A 16,855-nucleotide genomic window follows, 5' to 3' on the forward strand; every position below is an offset into this window, starting at 1 on the left:
CGAGGTCGATCCGCGTGTGTACCAGTCGGAGCACCGCCGGGATGTGGGACCGGTGTTTCGGTATTCGGGACGGGGTGGCAGCATGTTGGGGGAGTGGTTCCGGAGATTAGGAGATGGCGTCGTGCCTGCATTGAGGTCCCGTACTGTTACTCATGGGCGCAACATGGCGGGGGCTCGTGCCCTCATGCAGGCGTCGGGGGTAGCTCGGGAGGACTTCGGGAAACCGATCATCGCCGTTGCGAACAGCTTCACCGAGTTCGTGCCGGGGCATACGCATCTGCAGCCGGTGGGGCGGATTGTTTCCGAGGCGATTCATGCTGCGGGTGGGATTGCTCGGGAGTTCAACACGATCGCCGTGGACGACGGGATCGCGATGGGACATGGCGGGATGCTGTACAGCCTGCCTTCCCGGGATCTGATCGCTGACTCGGTCGAGTACATGGTCGAGGCGCACTGTGCGGACGCGCTGATCTGTATCTCCAACTGCGACAAGATCACGCCGGGGATGTTGATGGCCGCGCTGCGGCTGAACATCCCGACCGTGTTCGTGTCCGGTGGGCCGATGGAGGCCGGTCGGGCGACGCTGGTCGACGGGACCGTGCGGAAGCTGGACCTGATCGACGCGATGTCCGAGGCGGTCAACGAGAACGTCTCCGACGCCGACATCCAGCGGATCGAGGAGAACGCCTGCCCGACCTGCGGGTCGTGCTCGGGCATGTTCACCGCGAACTCGATGAACTGCCTGACCGAGGCGATCGGGCTGTCGCTGCCGGGCAACGGCTCGGTGCTGGCGACGCACACCGCGCGCAAGGCGCTGTACGAGAACGCCGGGCGGACCGTCGTCGAGATCACCAAGCGGTACTACGACACCGACGACGAGAACGTGCTGCCGCGCAACATCGCGTCCCGGGCCGCGTTCGAGAACGCGATGGCGCTCGACATCGCGATGGGCGGGTCGACGAACACGATCCTGCACCTGCTGGCCGCCGCGCAGGAGGCCGAGGTCGACTTCGGGCTGGACGACATCAACGCCGTCTCGCGGCGGGTGCCGTGCTTGGCGAAGGTCGCGCCGAACGTCGCGCCGGGCGGTACCTACTACATGGAGGACGTGCACCGGGCCGGCGGGATCCCGGCGATCCTCGGTGAGCTGTACCGCGGCGGGCTGCTGAACGAGGACATCCACACCGTCCACAGTGACTCGATCGACGAGTGGCTGAAGACGTGGGACCTGCGGGGTGGGTCGCCGTCGGCCGAGGCGGTTGAGATGTGGCATGCGGCGCCTGGGTGTGTGCGGTCGGCGACGGCGTTCTCGCAGTCGGAGCGGTGGGAGACACTGGACACCGACGCGGCGGGTGGGTGCATCCGGGATCGGGAGCACGCTTACTCGACCGACGGTGGGCTGGCGGTGCTGAAGGGCAACCTGGCTGTCGACGGGTGTGTCGTGAAGACCGCGGGCGTTGATGAGTCGATCTGGACGTTCCAGGGGCCGGCTGTCGTCTGCGAGTCGCAGGAAGAGGCTGTGGAGAAGATCCTCGCCAAGCATGTGCAGCCGGGGGATGTCGTGGTGATCCGGTACGAAGGGCCGAAGGGTGGGCCTGGGATGCAGGAGATGCTCTACCCGACGTCGTTCCTGAAGGGGCGTGGGCTGGGCAAGGTCTGTGCGCTGGTCACCGACGGGCGGTTCTCGGGCGGTACGTCGGGGTTGTCGATCGGGCATGCGTCGCCGGAGGCGGCGTCCGGGGGGACGATCGCGCTGGTGCAGGACGGGGATCAGATCCGGATCGACATTCCCAACCGGTCGATCGATCTGCTCGTTGACGACGCAGAGCTGGAGGTACGGCGGACGGCGCTGAACGGCGTCTACGCGCCGAAGGCGCGGGAGCGGAAGGTGTCGCAGGCGCTGCGGGCGTACGCCGCGATGGCGACGAGCGCGGACAAGGGTGCCGTGCGGGACGTCACGAAGCTCGGCTGACCGAGTCCTTCGCCACGGCCGGCCTCAGGTCGGCCGTGGGGGAGAGCACCTCGGCCCGGTCGCGGGGGAGGGCGATCGCCTCGGCCCCGGGCGTCACATCAGTTCGAGGTCGAAAGCCAGCGTGATGGCTTCGGCGAGCGCCGGCTCCTGGTCGGGCAGCACGTAGCCGATCAGGCGACCCAGCTGCAGTTTCGGGATCGTCTGGATGTTGTCGCAGCTGATCGCACTGGGATGGTCAAGGCCGTTTTGCGGGCCGACCAGGACCTCGGTCGAGAGGCCGCGGATCGTGCTGGTGATCGGGGCGACCGTCACGTTGGTGAGGCGCGGGCGGATCAGTTCCCGGGTGAGGACGACCACCGGGCGGGGCTTGTCGAGGCGGGCGATGTGGATGGGGCGCATCAGTCGAGGTCGGTGAGCACGGTTCCGGCGGCGCTGGCGGCGAGGCCGTCCAGGTCCGACGGTTCGCCGTACTCGGCGAGCAGGGCGAGGTCGCGGGCGGCCAGTTCGCGGCGGCGCTCGCGTTCCATCGCCCGGGCCACGACCGAGGCGCGGGAGGGAGCCTTGTTGTCGTCGACGAGGCGGTCCATGAAGTCGACCAGCTCGTCCGGCAGGCGTACGGTGATCTGTTTGCTCATACCACGAAGATACCACCGTGGGATTCAAGCCGGTATGGCGAGCTCAGTTCGGGTTCATCGTCGACCAGGACAGGTCGGTGTCCGGGAGCGACGGGATCGCCCGGATCGCGGTCAGCTCGGCGTCGAGCAGGCCGATCAGGTGGGACAGCCGGGTGGTGGTGTCGGGCGCCTCGAGCAGCTTCTGGCGCTCGGGGGTGAGCAGGGTGGTCGCGGCCGACATCAGGTACGACAGCGTGCCGGGGTCGTCCGGCAGTGAGCCGATGTGCAGCCCGGGGCGGGAGATCTCGGTCACGGCGGCGGCGTACCGGCGGAAGCGTTCGACGGCGATCGTCGCCGTACCGAGCGGGTCATCGCCGAGCTCCTCGTCGAGCCACTCGACGTCGGCGACCAGGTAGTCGCCGCCGCTGTCCAGCTCGTCGACCTTGAACCGGCGGTTGCCGGTCAGCGTGACCTCGACCGGGCCGTCGTCGGCGGGGTCGAGGGTGATCTCGGAGATGGTGGCCGCGCAGCCGGTCCCGTACAGCGACCGGAAGACCCGGTCGCCGAGCTCGTAGCCGTCCCGGACCGCGATCGCGCCGCAGACCATCTCGCCGCCGTTCTCGACCAGGTCGCGGATCACCGACCGGCCCTGGGCGTCGGTGATCGGCAGGGGGAGCACCAGCCCCGGAAAGATCACCGTCTCGACGGTGAGCAGCGGCAGCCGAGAGTCCATACCGTCGAGCCTAGGGCAACCATCCACAGGTTGTACGCCGAACCACGGCACAACCGGCCGGACCACTAGACTGGCCCCATGATTCGCCGCGTCGACCTGCGGGGCCGAGTGGCGGCCGGAGAGCTCAACGACCTCCCTGCCGAAGTTCACGCCCTGGTGCCCCGAGCCACCTTTGACGTCGAGAAGGCTCTCGACGTCGTCCGACCGATCTGTCTGGACGTCCGGCATCGTGGTCTCGACGCGATCAGGGAGTACGGCGAGAAGTTCGACCAGGTCCGCGTCGACGACGTCCGGGTGCCGGCCGAGGCGCTGAAGACCGCGCTCGAGGAGCTCGACCCGACGGTCCGGGCCGCGTTCGAGGAGTCGATCCGCCGGGTCCGCGAGGTCAGCGAGGACGAGCTCGGCGGGGACGTCGCGTCCGAGCCCGCGCCGGGTGGTCGCGTCACGCAGCGGCTGGTGCCGGTGCAGCGGGTCGGGCTGTACGTGCCGGGCGGTCGTGCGCCGCTGGCGTCCAGCGTCGTGATGAACGTCGTACCGGCTCAGGTTGCGGGAGTGCCGTCGCTGGCTGTGGCTTCGCCGCCGCAGAAGGAGTTCGGTGGCTTGCCGCACCCGACCGTGCTCGCGGTGTGCGCGATGCTCGGGATCGAGGAGGTGTACGCGATGGGCGGCGCGCAGGCGATCGCCGGGTTCGCGTACGGCTTCGACGGCTGCAAGAAGGTCAACCTGATCACCGGTCCGGGCAACATCTACGTCGTTGCCGCGAAGCGCTTCCTGCTCGGACAGGTCGGGATCGACTCCGAGGCCGGCCCGACCGAGATCGCCGTACTGGCGGACGGTACGGCGGACCCGGCGCACGTCGCCGCCGACCTGATCAGCCAGGCCGAGCACGACCCGATGGCGGCGAGCGTGCTCGTGACGCCGAGCGAGTCGCTGGCGGCGGCGGTCGAAGTCGAGTTGCCGATCCAGGTCGCGAAGACGAAGCACGCCGAGCGGGTGACCGAGGCGCTCGGTGGGCAGCAGTCCGCGATCGTGCTGGTCGACGATCTGGAGCAGGGGACCGTGCTGGTCGACGCGTACGCCGCTGAGCACCTGGAGATCCAGACCGAGGACGCCGAGGAGCGGGCCGCGCTGATCAACAACGCGGGCGCGATCTTCGTCGGTGGGTGGTCGCCGGTGTCGCTGGGTGACTACTGCGCGGGGTCGAACCACGTGCTGCCGACCGCCGGTTGCGCGTGCCACTCGTCCGGTCTGTCGGTCCGGAGCTTCCTGAAAGCGATGCACGTCGTGAACTACACGCGCGACGCGCTGGAGGAGGTCGCCGGTCACGTGCTGGCGCTCGCGAACGCCGAGGACCTGCCGGCGCACGGCGCAGCCGTCGCCGCACGCTTCCCCGGGATCGCCGCCACGTCCGGCGGTAGCGCCGCGTCCGCAGGTGACAGCTGATGGGCCGCTTCGACGGGCTTCCGATTCGCGAGGAGCTGAAGGCTTTCGAGCCGTACGGCGCGCCGCAGCTCGACGTGCCCTTCCTGCTCAACGTCAACGAGAACCCGTACCCGCCGAGCGAGGCGGTCGTCGCGGACATCTCCGCGTCGGTCACCGAGGCGGCCCGCGGGCTCAACCGGTACCCCGACCGCGACTTCCTCGCGTTGCGCGCCGACCTGGCCGCGTACCTCGGGCGTGAGTCCGGCGCGCACCTGACCGCCGACCAGATCTGGGCGGCCAACGGTTCCAACGAGGTCATGCTGCACCTGCTGCAGGCCTTCGGCGGGCCGGGCCGGACCGCGCTGTCGTTCGCGCCGACGTACTCGATGTACCCGGAGTACGCCCGCGACACGAACACCGGCTGGGTGGTCGGGCGCCGGTCGCACGACTTCACCCTCGACCAGAGCAAGGCGCTGGCCGCGATCTCGCGGCACCGGCCGTCGGTCGTGCTGCTCGCCTCCCCGAACAACCCGACCGGTACGGCGCTGCCGATCCAGCTGGTCGAGGCGCTGGCCGGGCGGTGCGCGTCGATCGGCGCCGTCCTGGTCGTCGACGAGGCGTACGCCGAGTTCCGCCGGGCCGGTACGCCGAGCGCGACCAGCTTGCTCCCGGCGTACCCGAACCTGGCCGTCGCCCGGACCACCTCGAAGGCGTTCGCGCTGGCCGGCGCCCGCGTCGGTTACCTTGCCGCGAGCAAGCAACTGGTCGACGCGCTGCGGATCGTCCGGCTGCCGTACCACCTGTCCGCGGTGACCCAGGCGGTCGCGCGGGCCGCGCTGCGGCACTCCGACGAACTGCTCGGCCGGGTCGAGCAGCTGCGCATCGAGCGCGACGAGACCGTCGACTGGCTACGGGCCCAGGGCCTCAAAGCCGTCGACTCGGACGCGAACTTCGTCCTGTTCGGCACCTTCACCGACCGGCACGCGGTCTGGCAGGCGCTGCTCGACGACGGCGTACTGATCCGTGAGACCGGCCCGGACGGCTGGCTGCGGGTCTCGATCGGCACCGGAGCCGAGATGGCCGCGTTCCGCGCGAGCCTGGAGAAGGTGCTCAAGACCGACGTGGGAAGGCAATCATGAGCCGCACAGTGCGGATCGACAGGGAGACCAGCGAGTCCAAGGTGCTGGTCGAGCTCGACCTGGACGGCACCGGCCGGGCCGACATCTCCACCGGGGTCGGGTTCTACGACCACATGCTCAACGCGCTGGCCAAGCACGCGCTGCTCGACCTGCACGTGAACACGGTCGGCGACCTGGAGATCGACGCGCACCACACCGTCGAGGACACCGCGATCGGGATCGGCCAGGCGCTCAAGGAAGCGCTCGGCGACAAGAAGGGGATCCGCCGGTTCGGTGACGCGACGGTGCCGCTGGACGAGGCGCTCGTGCACTGCACGGTCGACCTGTCCGGGCGGCCGTACTGCGTGCACACGGGTGAGCCGGACGGGCAGGTGTACGCGATCATCGGTGGGGACTACGCGGGATCGCTGACCCAGCACGTGTTCGAGACGCTCGCGTTCAACGCGGCGATCTGCGTTCACATCCGGGTGCTGTCCGGACGCGATCCGCACCACATCGTCGAGGCGCAGTTCAAGGCGTTCGCGCGGGCGCTGCGGGATGCTGCTGAGCTGGACCCGCGGCAGCCCGGAATCCCTTCCACCAAAGGCGCGCTGTGAGCAAGAAGGTCGTCCTGCTGGATTACGGGTCGGGCAACATCCGGTCCGGGGAGCGCGCGTTGCAGCGCGTCGGCGCGGACGTGACCGTCACCTCGGACTACCAGCAGGCACTCGATGCTGATGGTCTGCTGGTGCCTGGAGTTGGTGCTTTCGAAGCCTGTATGACGGGGCTGAAGGCCGTGCGCGGTGACATCGTCGTGGATCGGCGGCTGACCGGCGGGCGTCCGGTGCTCGGGATCTGTGTCGGGATGCAGATCCTGTTCGGCCGGGGGATCGAGCACGGGGTCGAGACCGAAGGCTGCGAGCAGTGGCCGGGGACGGTCGAGCGCCTGCAGCCGGAGGGGACCGAGCCGGTCCCGCACATGGGGTGGAACACGGTCGACGTTCCCGCGGGCAGCACGCTGTTCGAGGGGATCGACAAGGAGCGGTTCTACTTCGTGCACTCGTACGGCGTGCGCGAGTGGGCGTTGAAGGACACGCGGGAGTCGGTGACTCCGAAGGTGACTTGGACCTCGTACGGCGAGGACAAGTTCGTCGCCGCGGTCGAGAACGGGCCGCTGAGTGCGACGCAGTTCCACCCGGAGAAGTCCGGTGACGCGGGTGCCGAGCTACTGGCGAACTGGGTCCGCTCGCTCTGAGCCGCTGGTCCGGGAACGTGCGGAAGCGAGCGCGGCCGCCGTACCACGGTGTCGCCCTGGTTGACTCCTGACCAGGGCGAACACGTCCCGCCTGGCCCGATCACAGTTTGGGAAGACGCGTCCGATTTCCGGGCCGGACCTCTTCCGTAGATGACATCGGTGCTGTCACACTCACTCGCCAGGACGGTGGGAACCTTCGGGGATCCAGGAGGCCGGACGTGCTGGCAGCGACGAATCTCGAGGTCGTCTACGACGATGTGATGCTGGTGCTGCGCGGCGTCAGCCTCGAGGTGCCGCAGGGCAAGATCGTCGCGCTGCTCGGCGCGAACGGCGCCGGCAAGTCCACGCTGCTGCGCGCGCTGTCCGGCCTGCTCGACCTGCACGACGGAAAGATCAGCCGCGGAACCATCACCCTCGACGGCGAACCCGTGCACCACCTCGGTCCAGCCAGGATCGCTGCCCTGGGCATCAAACAGGTGATGGAAGGCCGCCGGATCCTCACCGAGCTGACCGTCGAGGAGAACCTGCGGATCGGCGGCCACGTCACGCCGCGCTCCGTGAAGACCAACCTGGACCGGACCTACGACCTGTTCCCGGTGCTCGCCGACCGGCGCCGCAAGATCGCCGGCTACCTGTCCGGTGGCGAGCAGCAGATGCTCGCGATCGGCCGCGCGCTGATGTCCGACCCGAAGTACCTGCTGATGGACGAGCCGAGCCTCGGCCTCGCGCCGCTGATCGTGCAGCAGATCCGCGACGTGATCGTCGACATCAACCGCGCCGGTACGACGGTGCTGCTGGTCGAGCAGAACGCCGCGATGGCGCTGGCGATCGCCGAGCACGGGTACGTGCTGGAGAACGGCGCGATGGTGATGGACAAGCCCGCGGCGGAGTTGCTGGCCGACGGCGACGTGCGCGAGTTCTACCTCGGGCTCGGCGCCGAGGGCGCGGCGAAGTCGTTCCGGGACGTGAAGCACTACCGGCGCCGGAAGCGGTGGTTGTCGTGACCGCCACCGAGACCCGGCCCGAAACCACAGGCGAGCCGCAGCCCCCGGTCCTGACCTTCGACGACGTGCTGCTCGAGTTCTCCGGCGTCACCGCGCTGAACGGCGTCAGCTTCACCGTCGGCCCGGGCGAGCTGTTCGCGGTGATCGGGCCGAACGGCGCCGGCAAGACGTCGATCTTCAACGTGCTCTCCGGCGTCTACCGCCCGCAGCGCGGCTCGGTCCGGTTCGGCGGCGAGGAGCTGATCGGGCGCCGGCCGCACGCGATCGCGCGGCTCGGGATCGCGCGGACGTTCCAGAACATCGAGCTGTTCGCCAACCTGACCGTCCTCGACAACCTGATGCTCGGGCGCCACCACCACAACCCGTACGGCGTCCTGGCCGCGTTCGCGTGGCTCGGCAAGGCGCGCCGGAACGAGCTCGCGAATCGCAAGGCTGTCGAGGAGATCGTGGACTTCCTCGAGCTGGCGCAGTGGCGGCGGATGCCGGTCGGGCTGCTGCCGTACGGCGTACAGAAGCGGGTCGAGCTCGGGCGGGCGCTCGCCGCGGAGCCGAAGCTGCTGCTGCTCGACGAGCCGGTCGCCGGGATGAATCTGGAGGAGACCGAGGACATGGCCCGGTTCATCCTCGACATCCGCGACGAGCTCGGCCTGCCGATGGTGATGGTCGAGCACGACATGGGACTGGTGATGGATCTGGCCGACCGGATCATGGTGGTCGACTTCGGCCGGCCGATCCGCACGGGGGTGCCGCAGGAGGTCGCGAAGGATCCGGACGTGGTGCGGGCGTACCTGGGTGAAGAGCACAGGACCCGGTCATGACGGCCACGATCGCGACCAGGGTGCGGCAACGGGCTGAGAGCACGCCGGCGGTGATCGCTCTCAGGGAGAAGGATCTGGGGCTCTGGCAGGAGGTCAGCTGGGCGCAGTACTGGGACACCGCGCAACTCGTCGGCCACGCATTACTGGCCTTAGGCATCGAGCCGGGGGATCGGGTGGCGATCCACTCCGAGAACCGCAGGGAGTGGCTCTACACCGACGTCGGTGCGGTCGCGGTGAGGGCAGTCAGTGTCGGGCTCTATCCGACCAACCCCACCGCCGAGGTCGCCTATCTGCTCGAGCACTCAGGCGCACGAGTGTTGGTGGCCGAGGACCAGGAGCAGGTCGACAAAGCACTGGCGGTGGCGGACGAGCTCCCGGAGCTGGAGCGGATCGTCTATCTGGAACCGCGGGGGATCCGGCACCGCTACGACGATCCCCGGTTGCTGGCGTGGCCGGACTTTCTGGATCTGGGGGAGAAGCACCGCCAGAGCAATCCCCAAGCCATCCACCAGAGAGTGGACCAGACCCAACCCGACGACGTCGCCACCCTCGTCTACACCTCCGGCACCACCGGCCCGCCCAAAGGCGTGATGCTCACCGTCGCGAACGTCGACTACGCCATCCGCGAGCTCGTCGAACAAGGCGGCTTCACCGCCCCGCCGCCGTCCAGCAAGGACAGTGTCCTGTCCTACCTCCCGCTCTGCCACGTCGCCGAGCGCGTCTTCAGCTGCTGGTTCGGCGCGGGCGCGGGCGTCTGCGTGCACTTCGCCGAGTCGATCGAGACCGTCGCCACCAACCTGCACGAGGTGCAGCCGACCGTGCTGTTCGGCGTGCCGCGGATCTGGGAGAAGATCGCCGCCGGCATCCAGATCCGGATCGCCTCCGCGGGCCTGGTCAAGCGCCACCTCGGCACCTTCTGGCTCCAGCAGGCCGACCGAATCGGCAGCATCAAGGCAGCCAACGGCGGCAAGCACACCACGAGATCGAGGCTCACCTACGCCGTCGGCTACCTCCTCTGCTACCGCGCCCTGCTCGACCGCGTCGGCCTCCGCAAAGTCCGGTACGCCGCCTCCGGCGCGGCCCCGATCGCGCCCGAGGTGCTGCGCTTCTTCATGGGCCTCGGCCTGCCGATGCACGAGGTCTACGGCATGACCGAGAACTCCGCCGTCGCCACCGCCAACCGCCCCGGCCGCGTGAAGGTCGGCACCGTCGGCGAGCGGCACGCGGGCGTCGAGCTGAAGATCGACGAGATCAGCGGCGAGATCCTGACCCGCCACGGCGGCACCTTCGCCGGCTACTGGCACGACCCGGAGGCGACCGCGCGGATCCTCGACCCGGACGGCTGGCTGCACACCGGCGACGTCGGGGAGTGGGTCGACGGCACCCACCTGCGGATCACCGACCGGATGAAGGACCTGATCATCACCGCCGGCGGCAAGAACATCGCGCCGTCGGAGATCGAGAACGCGCTCAAGGCGTCGCCGTACCTCAAGGAAGCGGTGGTGATCGGCGACGGCCGCAAGTACCTGACCGCGCTGATCGGGATCGAACCCGACACCGTCGGGCACTGGGCGCAGCAGCAGCGGGTGCCGTACTCGACGTACCGGGACCTCAGCTCGAAGCCCGAGACGATCAAGCTCGTGCAAGGCGTCGTCGACGAGGTGAACGCGCGCTTCGCGACCGTCGAGCAGGTGAAGACGTTCCGGCTGCTGCCGAAGCTGCTCGAGCACGAGGACGGCGAGCTGACCGCGACCCAGAAGGTGAAACGCAGCGCCGTCAGTACGGCGTACGGCGAACTGGTCGAGGAGATGTACCGGGGAGGCGGCCGATGAACGACCTGATCGCCACCGTGGTCCGCGGGCTCGGCAACGGCTCGATCTACGCGTTGCTCGCGCTCGGCTTCGTGATCGTCTACAAGTCGATGCGGGTGATCAGCTTCGCCCAGCCGGCCTTCATGATGGTCGGCGGCCTGCTGGTCAGCCATCTCGTGCTGGAGCTGAACTTCTTCCTGGCCGTCGTGGTCGCGCTGCTGCTCACCGGGCTGCTCGGTGTCGGCGTCGAGCGGGTCGCGCTGCGGCCGATGATCGGCAAGCCGGTGTTCGTGATCGCGATCATCACGCTCGGCGTCGACATCGTGATCCGGACCGTCGTGAACTCGTTCATCGGCGTCGACATCCGGCAGATGGGCGACCCGTGGGGCCTGCAGCAGCTGAAGCTCGGCAGCGTCACGATCGACCAGCGCCACCTCGCCACGCTGGTCACGACGCTGATCGTCGTCGCGGCGCTGTTCGCCTTCTACCGCTGGTCCCGCACCGGTCTCGCGATGCGCGCCGCCTCGTCGGACCAGGAGGTCGCGCAGGCGCAGGGCGTCTCGGTCGGTGGTGTGTTCTCGTTGTCCTGGGCGCTCGCGGCGATGCTCGCCGGACTGGCCGGCGTGTTCCTGTCGACCGGGATCGGCCTCGAGCAGAACCTCTGGCTGACCGCCCTCAAGGCGTTGCCGGTGATCATCCTCGGCGGCCTCGACTCGCTCGGCGGCGCGGTCGTCGCGGGGTTGTCGATCGGCGTCGTCGAAGCACTGGTCGGCAACTACGGCGGCGAGGTCAGTCCGGTCTTCGGCGGCGACTTCTTCCTGGTCGTGCCGTACCTGCTGATGCTGCTCGTCCTCCTGGTCAGACCGTACGGGCTGTTCGGGACGAGAGAGGTGGAGCGGATATGAGGGGCCGGCCGCAGCTCTACACGGCGTACGGGCAGGACATGGCATTGCTCAACACGCCCGCGAAGCGGTGGTGGACGCTCGTGCTCGCGGTCGTCGCGATCTCGCTCCCGTTCCTGCTGCAGGACGATCTGCTGGTCGTGCTGGCGACCGCGTTCGTGGCCGCGATCGGTGCGATCGGGCTCAACATCGTCACCGGGTACGCCGGGCAGGTGTCGCTCGGGCACGCGTTCTTCCTGGCGATCGGGGCGTACACCGCCGCCGCGCTGTCGGGAGACCCGGACAGCACCCGGCTGATCGGGTTCGGGATCACGTCGCTGCCGGTCTGGCTGCTCGCGGCCGGGCTCGTCGCGGGGCTCGCCGGGCTGATCGTCGCGCCGCTGGCCGCGCGGCTGCGCGGGCTGTACCTCGCGGTGGTGACGCTCGGGCTGGTGTTCATCGGCGAGCACCTGTTCAAGCACTGGCGCGATCTCACCGGGGGAGTGGGCGTCGGGCGGCCGGCCGCCGTACCGGAGCTGTTCGGGCTGCAGTTCGCCGTCGACGGCGCGTTCTTCACCAAGGCGCAGAAGCTGTACCTGCTGATGTTCGTGCTGCTGGTGATCTTCGGCGTGCTGGCCCGGAACCTGGTCCGCTCCCGGATCGGCCGCGCGCTGGCCGCGGTCCGCGACCGGGACCTGGCCGCCGCGGTGATCGGCGTCGACGTGACCCGGTACAAGATGGTCGCGTTCGCGGTGTCCTCGTTCTACGCCGGGGTCGCGGGCGCGCTGCTGTACGTGATGATCGGCTTCGTCGAGCCGGGGTCGTTCAACCTCGCGCTGTCGGTGCAGTACATCGCGATGATCCTGGTCGGCGGCGTGGCGACCATCTCCGGATCGGTGCTCGGTGCGCTGTTCATCACGCTGCTGCCGCGGGTCACCCGCGAACTGCCCGCGGTGCTGCCGTTCGTCAGCAGCAGCTCCACCGCCGGGGGCATCACGGTCTTCCAGGTCGAGGCGATCCTCTACGGCCTGTTGATCATCGGCTTCCTGATCTTCGAACCGCGGGGGCTGTTCGGGATCTGGATCCGCATCCGCACCTACTGGAAGTCGTGGCCGTTCTCGCACTGACACGGCCTGGGAGGAAGAGCGATGAGCAGAAGTCGCAGGACGGTCGCGGTCGGGCTGGTGGCCGCCGTACTGGCCGTGGCCGGGTGCCGCAACGACGCACCCGAGACGCAGGAGGGCAGCGAGGGCGTCAAGTTCGACGTCGGGGTGACCAAGGAACCGTGCCCGAGCGCGGTCGACCAGGCCAAGGGCTGCATCTACCTGGGGGTCATCTCGGACCTGACCGAGGGACCGTTCAAGGCGCTCGGCGTCCCGGTCACCGAGGGGCAGAAGGCGTTCTGGAAGCGGGTCAACGCGGCCGGCGGGATCGGCGGCTACGAGGTCGACGTGGTCAAGTACACCAAGGACAACAAGTACAACCCGCAGGTCCACAACGAGGTGTACGCCGAGATCAAGCCGAACGTGCTCGGCCTCGCGCAGACCCTCGGCTCCCCGCCGACCGCGGCGATCCTGGCCGATCTCAAGTCCAGCAACGTGATCGCCGTACCGGCCTCGTGGACGTCGGCGTGGGCGTTCGAGGACGTGATCCTGGAGTCCGGGACGAACTACTGCTTCGAGGCGATGAACTCGGTCGACTTCGGCGCGGAGACGCTGAAGGCCAAGACGGTTGCCGCCGTGCACTTCCCGGGCGACTACGGCGACGACGCGGCGGCCGGGGCGAAGCTCGCCGCCACCGCGAACAACCTGACCTTCACCGACATCCCGACCGCTCCCGGCCAGGAGAACCAGGGCGCCGCGATCACCAAGCTGATGGCCGCGAAGCCGGACGTGGTCGTCATCGCCACCGGTCCGACCGAAGCCGCGACGATCGTCGGTGGTGCCGCGCAGGCCGGGTTCAAGGGCCAGTTCATCGGGGTCAGCCCGACCTGGAACCCGGCGCTGCTGAAGAGCCCGGCGGCGCCGGCGCTGACCGCGCTCTACCGCCAGTCCGGGCCGTGGGCGCCGTACGGGACCGACACCCCCGGGCACAAGGCGCTGCGCGAGGCCGTCGGCGACGCCGCGTTCAAGGCGGCGCCGAGCGACGGGTACACGGCCGGCTGGGTCTGGTCGTACCCGATGAAGGCGGCGCTGGAGAAGGCGGTCGAGTCCAAGGACCTGACCCGCGCCGGGCTGCTGGCCGCGGTGAAGTCGCTGACGACGGTCGACTACGAGGGCATGCTGCCCGCGGAGGCCGGCAAGTACGGCGGTGAGCCGAACGACCGGGTCTTCCGGCAGAGCCTGATCTCCAAGGTCGACGCACCGTCGCCGACCGGCGTCGCGGTCGAGAAGGATTTCTTCACCGGCAAGACCGCGGCGGCCCACAACTTCAGCAAGCCCTGCTACCAGTAGTCACCGTAGGGTTGCCGGGTGCGCGAACTCGTCTACCTCTCGCAGGCCAAGCTCCAGCAGTTCCGTCAGCCCGGCGGCAAGCGCGACGGTCTGTCCGGCGGTGTGAAGCTCACCGCCGGACTCACCGGGCTGCCCGCTGTCGAGACGAATCTCGACTACGACCCGGCCGCGCCCGCGCCGACGGCGACGCTCGATCAGGTGGAGAAGTTCATCCGTTTCAAGTGGCCGGTCCGCTGGTGGACCGAGGAATCCGAGCCGGGGAGTGGATCCAGTTCGAGACCAAGCTCGTGCACGGCGTCATCGAGGACCGCAGCGGCACGCGCAGCATCCTGTTCTTCTGGGGCCCGGGCAGACGCGGACCGACGGAATTGCGGAGTCGCTGGTGAGCGGGCTGTTCGGTTACCTCCGCGGTGGCTGAGCGGAATGGCGCGCGTCTCGTTCAGCATCGAGCGCCGGATGGTGGTGGCGAGCCCACTCTTCGTGGAGTACACGCCTGCACCTAAGTGACTGTAAGTACCTGACACTCGTTCTCTTGCTGTTGGGCTGCTGTTTACCGTACGTTCACTGGCGACAACTGCTTGTACGCACAAGGAGGCCCCGCCGTGTCCGTTCAGAATCCCCTGTCCAGGCGTCAGTTCGTTGCTCGTGCGGCCGCGGCGGGTGTCGCGGTCAGTGTGGTGGGGTCCGTCGACGCGCTCTACACCGCGCAGCCCGCGCTCGGCACCTCCGGCCCGAAGATCGGCTACGGCCCGCTGATCGAGGACCCGAAGGGCATGCTCGACCTGCCGCGCGGCTTCAAGTACTCCGTCCTGTCGCGCGAGGGCACCGTCCGCCCGGACGGCATCAAGACCCCGAGCCGGTTCGACGGGATGGGGACCTTCCCGGACCGGCACGGCGGCAACCGCCTGGTCCGCAACCACGAGTGCAGCCCGACCGCGACGATCGGCGTGAAGGCACCGCCGGAGCGGACCTACGACCCGATGGGCTTCGGCGGCACCAGCACGCTCGTGGTCGACCGGCACCAGCACACCACCAAGGAGTTCACCAGCCTCGGCGGCACGGCGATCAACTGCTCCGGCGGCATCACCCCGTGGCGTACCTGGCTGACCTGCGAGGAGACCGAGCTCAAGGCCGGCGAGAGCGGCTACACCAAGGACCACGGCTTCATCTTCGAGGTCGACCCGTACGACGACCGCCGCAACATCCACCCGACGCCGCTCAAGCAGATGGGCCGCTTCCAGCACGAGGCGGTCGCGATCGACCCGGCGACCGGCATCGTCTACGAGACCGAGGACGCGTTCGTCGCGCCGCTCGGCGGCTTCTACCGCTTCCTCCCGAACCGCCCGCGCGGCGGCTGGGGCAGCCTGCGGGCCGGCGGCGAGCTGCAGGCGATGCACATCCCGGACCTGCCGGACCTGTCCGTCGTCCAGGAGGCCGGCGCCGAGTTCCGCGGCGTGCAGTGGGTGAAGGTGCCCGACCCGCTGGCCACGTCGGAGTCGGTCCGCGCGCAGGACTACGCCAAGCCGATCACCGGCGGCTACAAGCTCGAGGGCTGCTGGTGGGGTGCGCTGGACCGCTGCGTGTACTTCGTGTCGTCGTTCGCCCGGACCGAGCTCGGCCCGAAGGTCGACCACGACGGGCAGGTCTGGCGCTACGACCCGCGGCGCAGGACGCTGCGGCTGATGGTGATCTTCACCCGGCCGAAGCCGGGCTCGGACGACCCCGAGTTCGATGCCCCGGACAACATCACGATGTCGCCGTACGGCGGGCTGATGATGTGCGAGGACGGCCTCGGCGAGCAGCACATCCTCGGCACCACCGAGGACGGCGAGGTGTTCAAGTTCGCCCGCAACCGGGTGAACAACGGCACGCCGGAGGAGCCGGAGTACGGCGAGCTCGCGGGGGCGGGCTTCTCGGCCGACGGGCGGACGATGTTCTTCAACGTCTACACCCCCGGCATCACCTACGCGATCACCGGCCCCTGGCGGCGCCGGCGCTGATTCGTCACGCCGGAGGTCAGCAGGTACTGGCCTCCGGCGTACGTCGCCATCGTGAGCGCGCTGCGGCCGGGGAAGTCGCGGCCGGACATCCGCAGCGCGATCAGCGCGTCGGAGAGCAGGAACAGCGCGCCGCCGGCACCGCTGCGCGGGTTGTGCCAGCGCGACACGATGGCCGTTGCCGTGAGCAACAACGCGTAGGCCGCGACCGGGATGCGCTGGTTGCCGAGGCCGCGCGACAGGACCGCGACCAGCGCCGCCCAGAGCGCGCCGTACGCCGCGACGACACGCCACGAGCGCTGCGTCGACTCCGGCAGCATCAGCGCTAGGTAGCAGGCGTGGGCTGCCGCGAAGGCGGCGATGCCTGCTGACTGGAGCTCGGTCTCCAGCAGGAGGTCGCCGGCGGCCGAGGCGAGTAGGGCGGCCTGGAGGAGCGGGGGAGCGTCGCGAGTGCGGGACCAGGCGAGCAGGAGCGGCATGAGCGTGGCTTTGCTGGCCTGGCGGAGGATCTTGACGTCGAGGGCGACGGCGGCGACGTGGGTGATGGAGGCGGTGGCGTACGCGAGGAGGCCTCGTCGGGTCTTCACCAAGTGGCTCAGGCTCATGGGGTCGAGTTTGCCGACTTGAGGTGAACAGGAAGGGCTGAGGCGGGGCGGGGAGGCCGGGGGCGGGGGTCTGGGGGAAAGCCCGGCCCCGGCGCGCTCAGCCGGGGGGCTTGGGGGTCACAGACTAGCAGGGCCGTCCGGGCTCGCCGATGACCACCGCGGACCCCCCCTC

General features: G+C 69.3%; 17 protein-coding genes. 13 read left to right on the forward strand and 4 right to left on the reverse strand.

What is annotated here, in order from left to right; genetic code table 11:
- Positions 1-121: 121 nt before the first annotated feature.
- Positions 122-1,972, forward strand: a complete 1,851-nt coding sequence (gene ilvD, locus ACZ6Z4_RS37830; protein ID WP_465576965.1) for a dihydroxy-acid dehydratase — start codon at positions 122-124, stop codon at positions 1,970-1,972.
- 93 nt (positions 1,973-2,065) lie between these two features.
- Here ilvD and ACZ6Z4_RS37835 read toward each other — a convergent pair whose 3' ends face one another.
- Genes ACZ6Z4_RS37835 through ACZ6Z4_RS37845 form a run of 3 tightly spaced genes read right to left on the reverse strand, consistent with a single transcriptional unit; the run spans position 2,066 to position 3,319 of the window.
- Positions 2,066-2,371, reverse strand: coding sequence for a type II toxin-antitoxin system PemK/MazF family toxin (locus ACZ6Z4_RS37835; protein WP_363670860.1), 306 nt, complete (start codon positions 2,369-2,371; stop codon positions 2,066-2,068).
- Positions 2,371-2,607 (reverse strand): ribbon-helix-helix domain-containing protein, encoded by a 237-nt coding sequence (locus ACZ6Z4_RS37840; RefSeq protein ID WP_465576971.1) that lies wholly within the window; start codon positions 2,605-2,607, stop codon positions 2,371-2,373. The genes ACZ6Z4_RS37835 and ACZ6Z4_RS37840 overlap by 1 nt, the downstream gene beginning before the upstream one ends.
- A gap of 43 nt (positions 2,608-2,650) precedes the next feature.
- A complete protein-coding gene (locus tag ACZ6Z4_RS37845; protein WP_465576975.1) occupies positions 2,651-3,319 on the reverse strand; it encodes an LON peptidase substrate-binding domain-containing protein in 669 nt (222 codons plus the stop codon).
- Positions 3,320-3,397: 78 nt separating this feature from the next.
- Between ACZ6Z4_RS37845 and hisD the strand changes: the two genes are divergently transcribed.
- The 12 genes from hisD to ACZ6Z4_RS37905 all read left to right on the forward strand — a co-directional run bounded on the left by hisD (position 3,398) and on the right by ACZ6Z4_RS37905 (position 16,081).
- On the forward strand, positions 3,398-4,762 hold the full coding sequence (gene hisD, locus ACZ6Z4_RS37850; RefSeq protein WP_465576979.1) for a histidinol dehydrogenase: 1,365 nt from the start codon (positions 3,398-3,400) through the stop codon (positions 4,760-4,762).
- The gene (locus ACZ6Z4_RS37855; RefSeq protein WP_465576984.1) at positions 4,762-5,880 is read left to right on the forward strand and encodes a histidinol-phosphate transaminase; all 1,119 of its coding nucleotides are present in this window, start codon (positions 4,762-4,764) and stop codon (positions 5,878-5,880) included. The genes hisD and ACZ6Z4_RS37855 overlap by 1 nt, the downstream gene beginning before the upstream one ends.
- The gene (hisB, locus tag ACZ6Z4_RS37860; protein ID WP_465576987.1) at positions 5,877-6,476 is read left to right on the forward strand and encodes an imidazoleglycerol-phosphate dehydratase HisB; all 600 of its coding nucleotides are present in this window, start codon (positions 5,877-5,879) and stop codon (positions 6,474-6,476) included. Before ACZ6Z4_RS37855 ends, hisB begins: the two co-directional genes overlap by 4 nt.
- Positions 6,473-7,114: an imidazole glycerol phosphate synthase subunit HisH gene (gene hisH / locus ACZ6Z4_RS37865; protein ID WP_465576990.1), complete on the forward strand. Its 642-nt coding sequence runs from the start codon at positions 6,473-6,475 to the stop codon at positions 7,112-7,114. The genes hisB and hisH overlap by 4 nt, the downstream gene beginning before the upstream one ends.
- A gap of 218 nt (positions 7,115-7,332) precedes the next feature.
- Positions 7,333-8,118, forward strand: coding sequence for an ABC transporter ATP-binding protein (locus tag ACZ6Z4_RS37870; protein WP_465576993.1), 786 nt, complete (start codon positions 7,333-7,335; stop codon positions 8,116-8,118).
- Complete coding sequence (locus tag ACZ6Z4_RS37875) at positions 8,115-8,936, forward strand: ABC transporter ATP-binding protein (RefSeq protein WP_465577000.1); 822 nt, start codon at positions 8,115-8,117, stop codon at positions 8,934-8,936. The genes ACZ6Z4_RS37870 and ACZ6Z4_RS37875 overlap by 4 nt, the downstream gene beginning before the upstream one ends.
- Entirely contained in the window at positions 8,933-10,768 is a 1,836-nt protein-coding gene (locus ACZ6Z4_RS37880) for an AMP-dependent synthetase/ligase (RefSeq protein ID WP_465577006.1), read from the forward strand. The genes ACZ6Z4_RS37875 and ACZ6Z4_RS37880 overlap by 4 nt, the downstream gene beginning before the upstream one ends.
- Positions 10,765-11,652 carry a branched-chain amino acid ABC transporter permease gene (locus ACZ6Z4_RS37885; protein ID WP_465577009.1) on the forward strand — a complete coding sequence of 296 codons (888 nt, stop codon included), beginning with the start codon at positions 10,765-10,767 and terminating at the stop codon, positions 11,650-11,652. The genes ACZ6Z4_RS37880 and ACZ6Z4_RS37885 overlap by 4 nt, the downstream gene beginning before the upstream one ends.
- The gene (locus ACZ6Z4_RS37890; RefSeq protein WP_465577012.1) at positions 11,649-12,755 is read left to right on the forward strand and encodes a branched-chain amino acid ABC transporter permease; all 1,107 of its coding nucleotides are present in this window, start codon (positions 11,649-11,651) and stop codon (positions 12,753-12,755) included. Before ACZ6Z4_RS37885 ends, ACZ6Z4_RS37890 begins: the two co-directional genes overlap by 4 nt.
- Before the next feature lie 21 nt (positions 12,756-12,776).
- On the forward strand, positions 12,777-14,081 hold the full coding sequence (locus ACZ6Z4_RS37895) for an ABC transporter substrate-binding protein (protein ID WP_465577015.1): 1,305 nt from the start codon (positions 12,777-12,779) through the stop codon (positions 14,079-14,081).
- Positions 14,082-14,099: 18 nt separating this feature from the next.
- Positions 14,100-14,588: a hypothetical protein gene (locus ACZ6Z4_RS37900; RefSeq protein ID WP_465577018.1), complete on the forward strand. Its 489-nt coding sequence runs from the start codon at positions 14,100-14,102 to the stop codon at positions 14,586-14,588.
- Positions 14,589-14,683: 95 nt separating this feature from the next.
- A complete protein-coding gene (locus ACZ6Z4_RS37905) occupies positions 14,684-16,081 on the forward strand; it encodes an alkaline phosphatase PhoX (RefSeq protein ID WP_465577021.1) in 1,398 nt (465 codons plus the stop codon).
- On the opposite strand, the gene ACZ6Z4_RS37910 is transcribed toward ACZ6Z4_RS37905, so the two are convergent.
- On the reverse strand, positions 16,045-16,683 hold the full coding sequence (locus ACZ6Z4_RS37910) for a lysoplasmalogenase family protein (RefSeq protein ID WP_465577024.1): 639 nt from the start codon (positions 16,681-16,683) through the stop codon (positions 16,045-16,047). The genes ACZ6Z4_RS37905 and ACZ6Z4_RS37910 overlap by 37 nt on opposite strands.
- Between the last annotated feature and the right edge of the window lie 172 nt (positions 16,684-16,855).

Source organism: Kribbella sp. NPDC104740, from assembly GCF_055583505.1.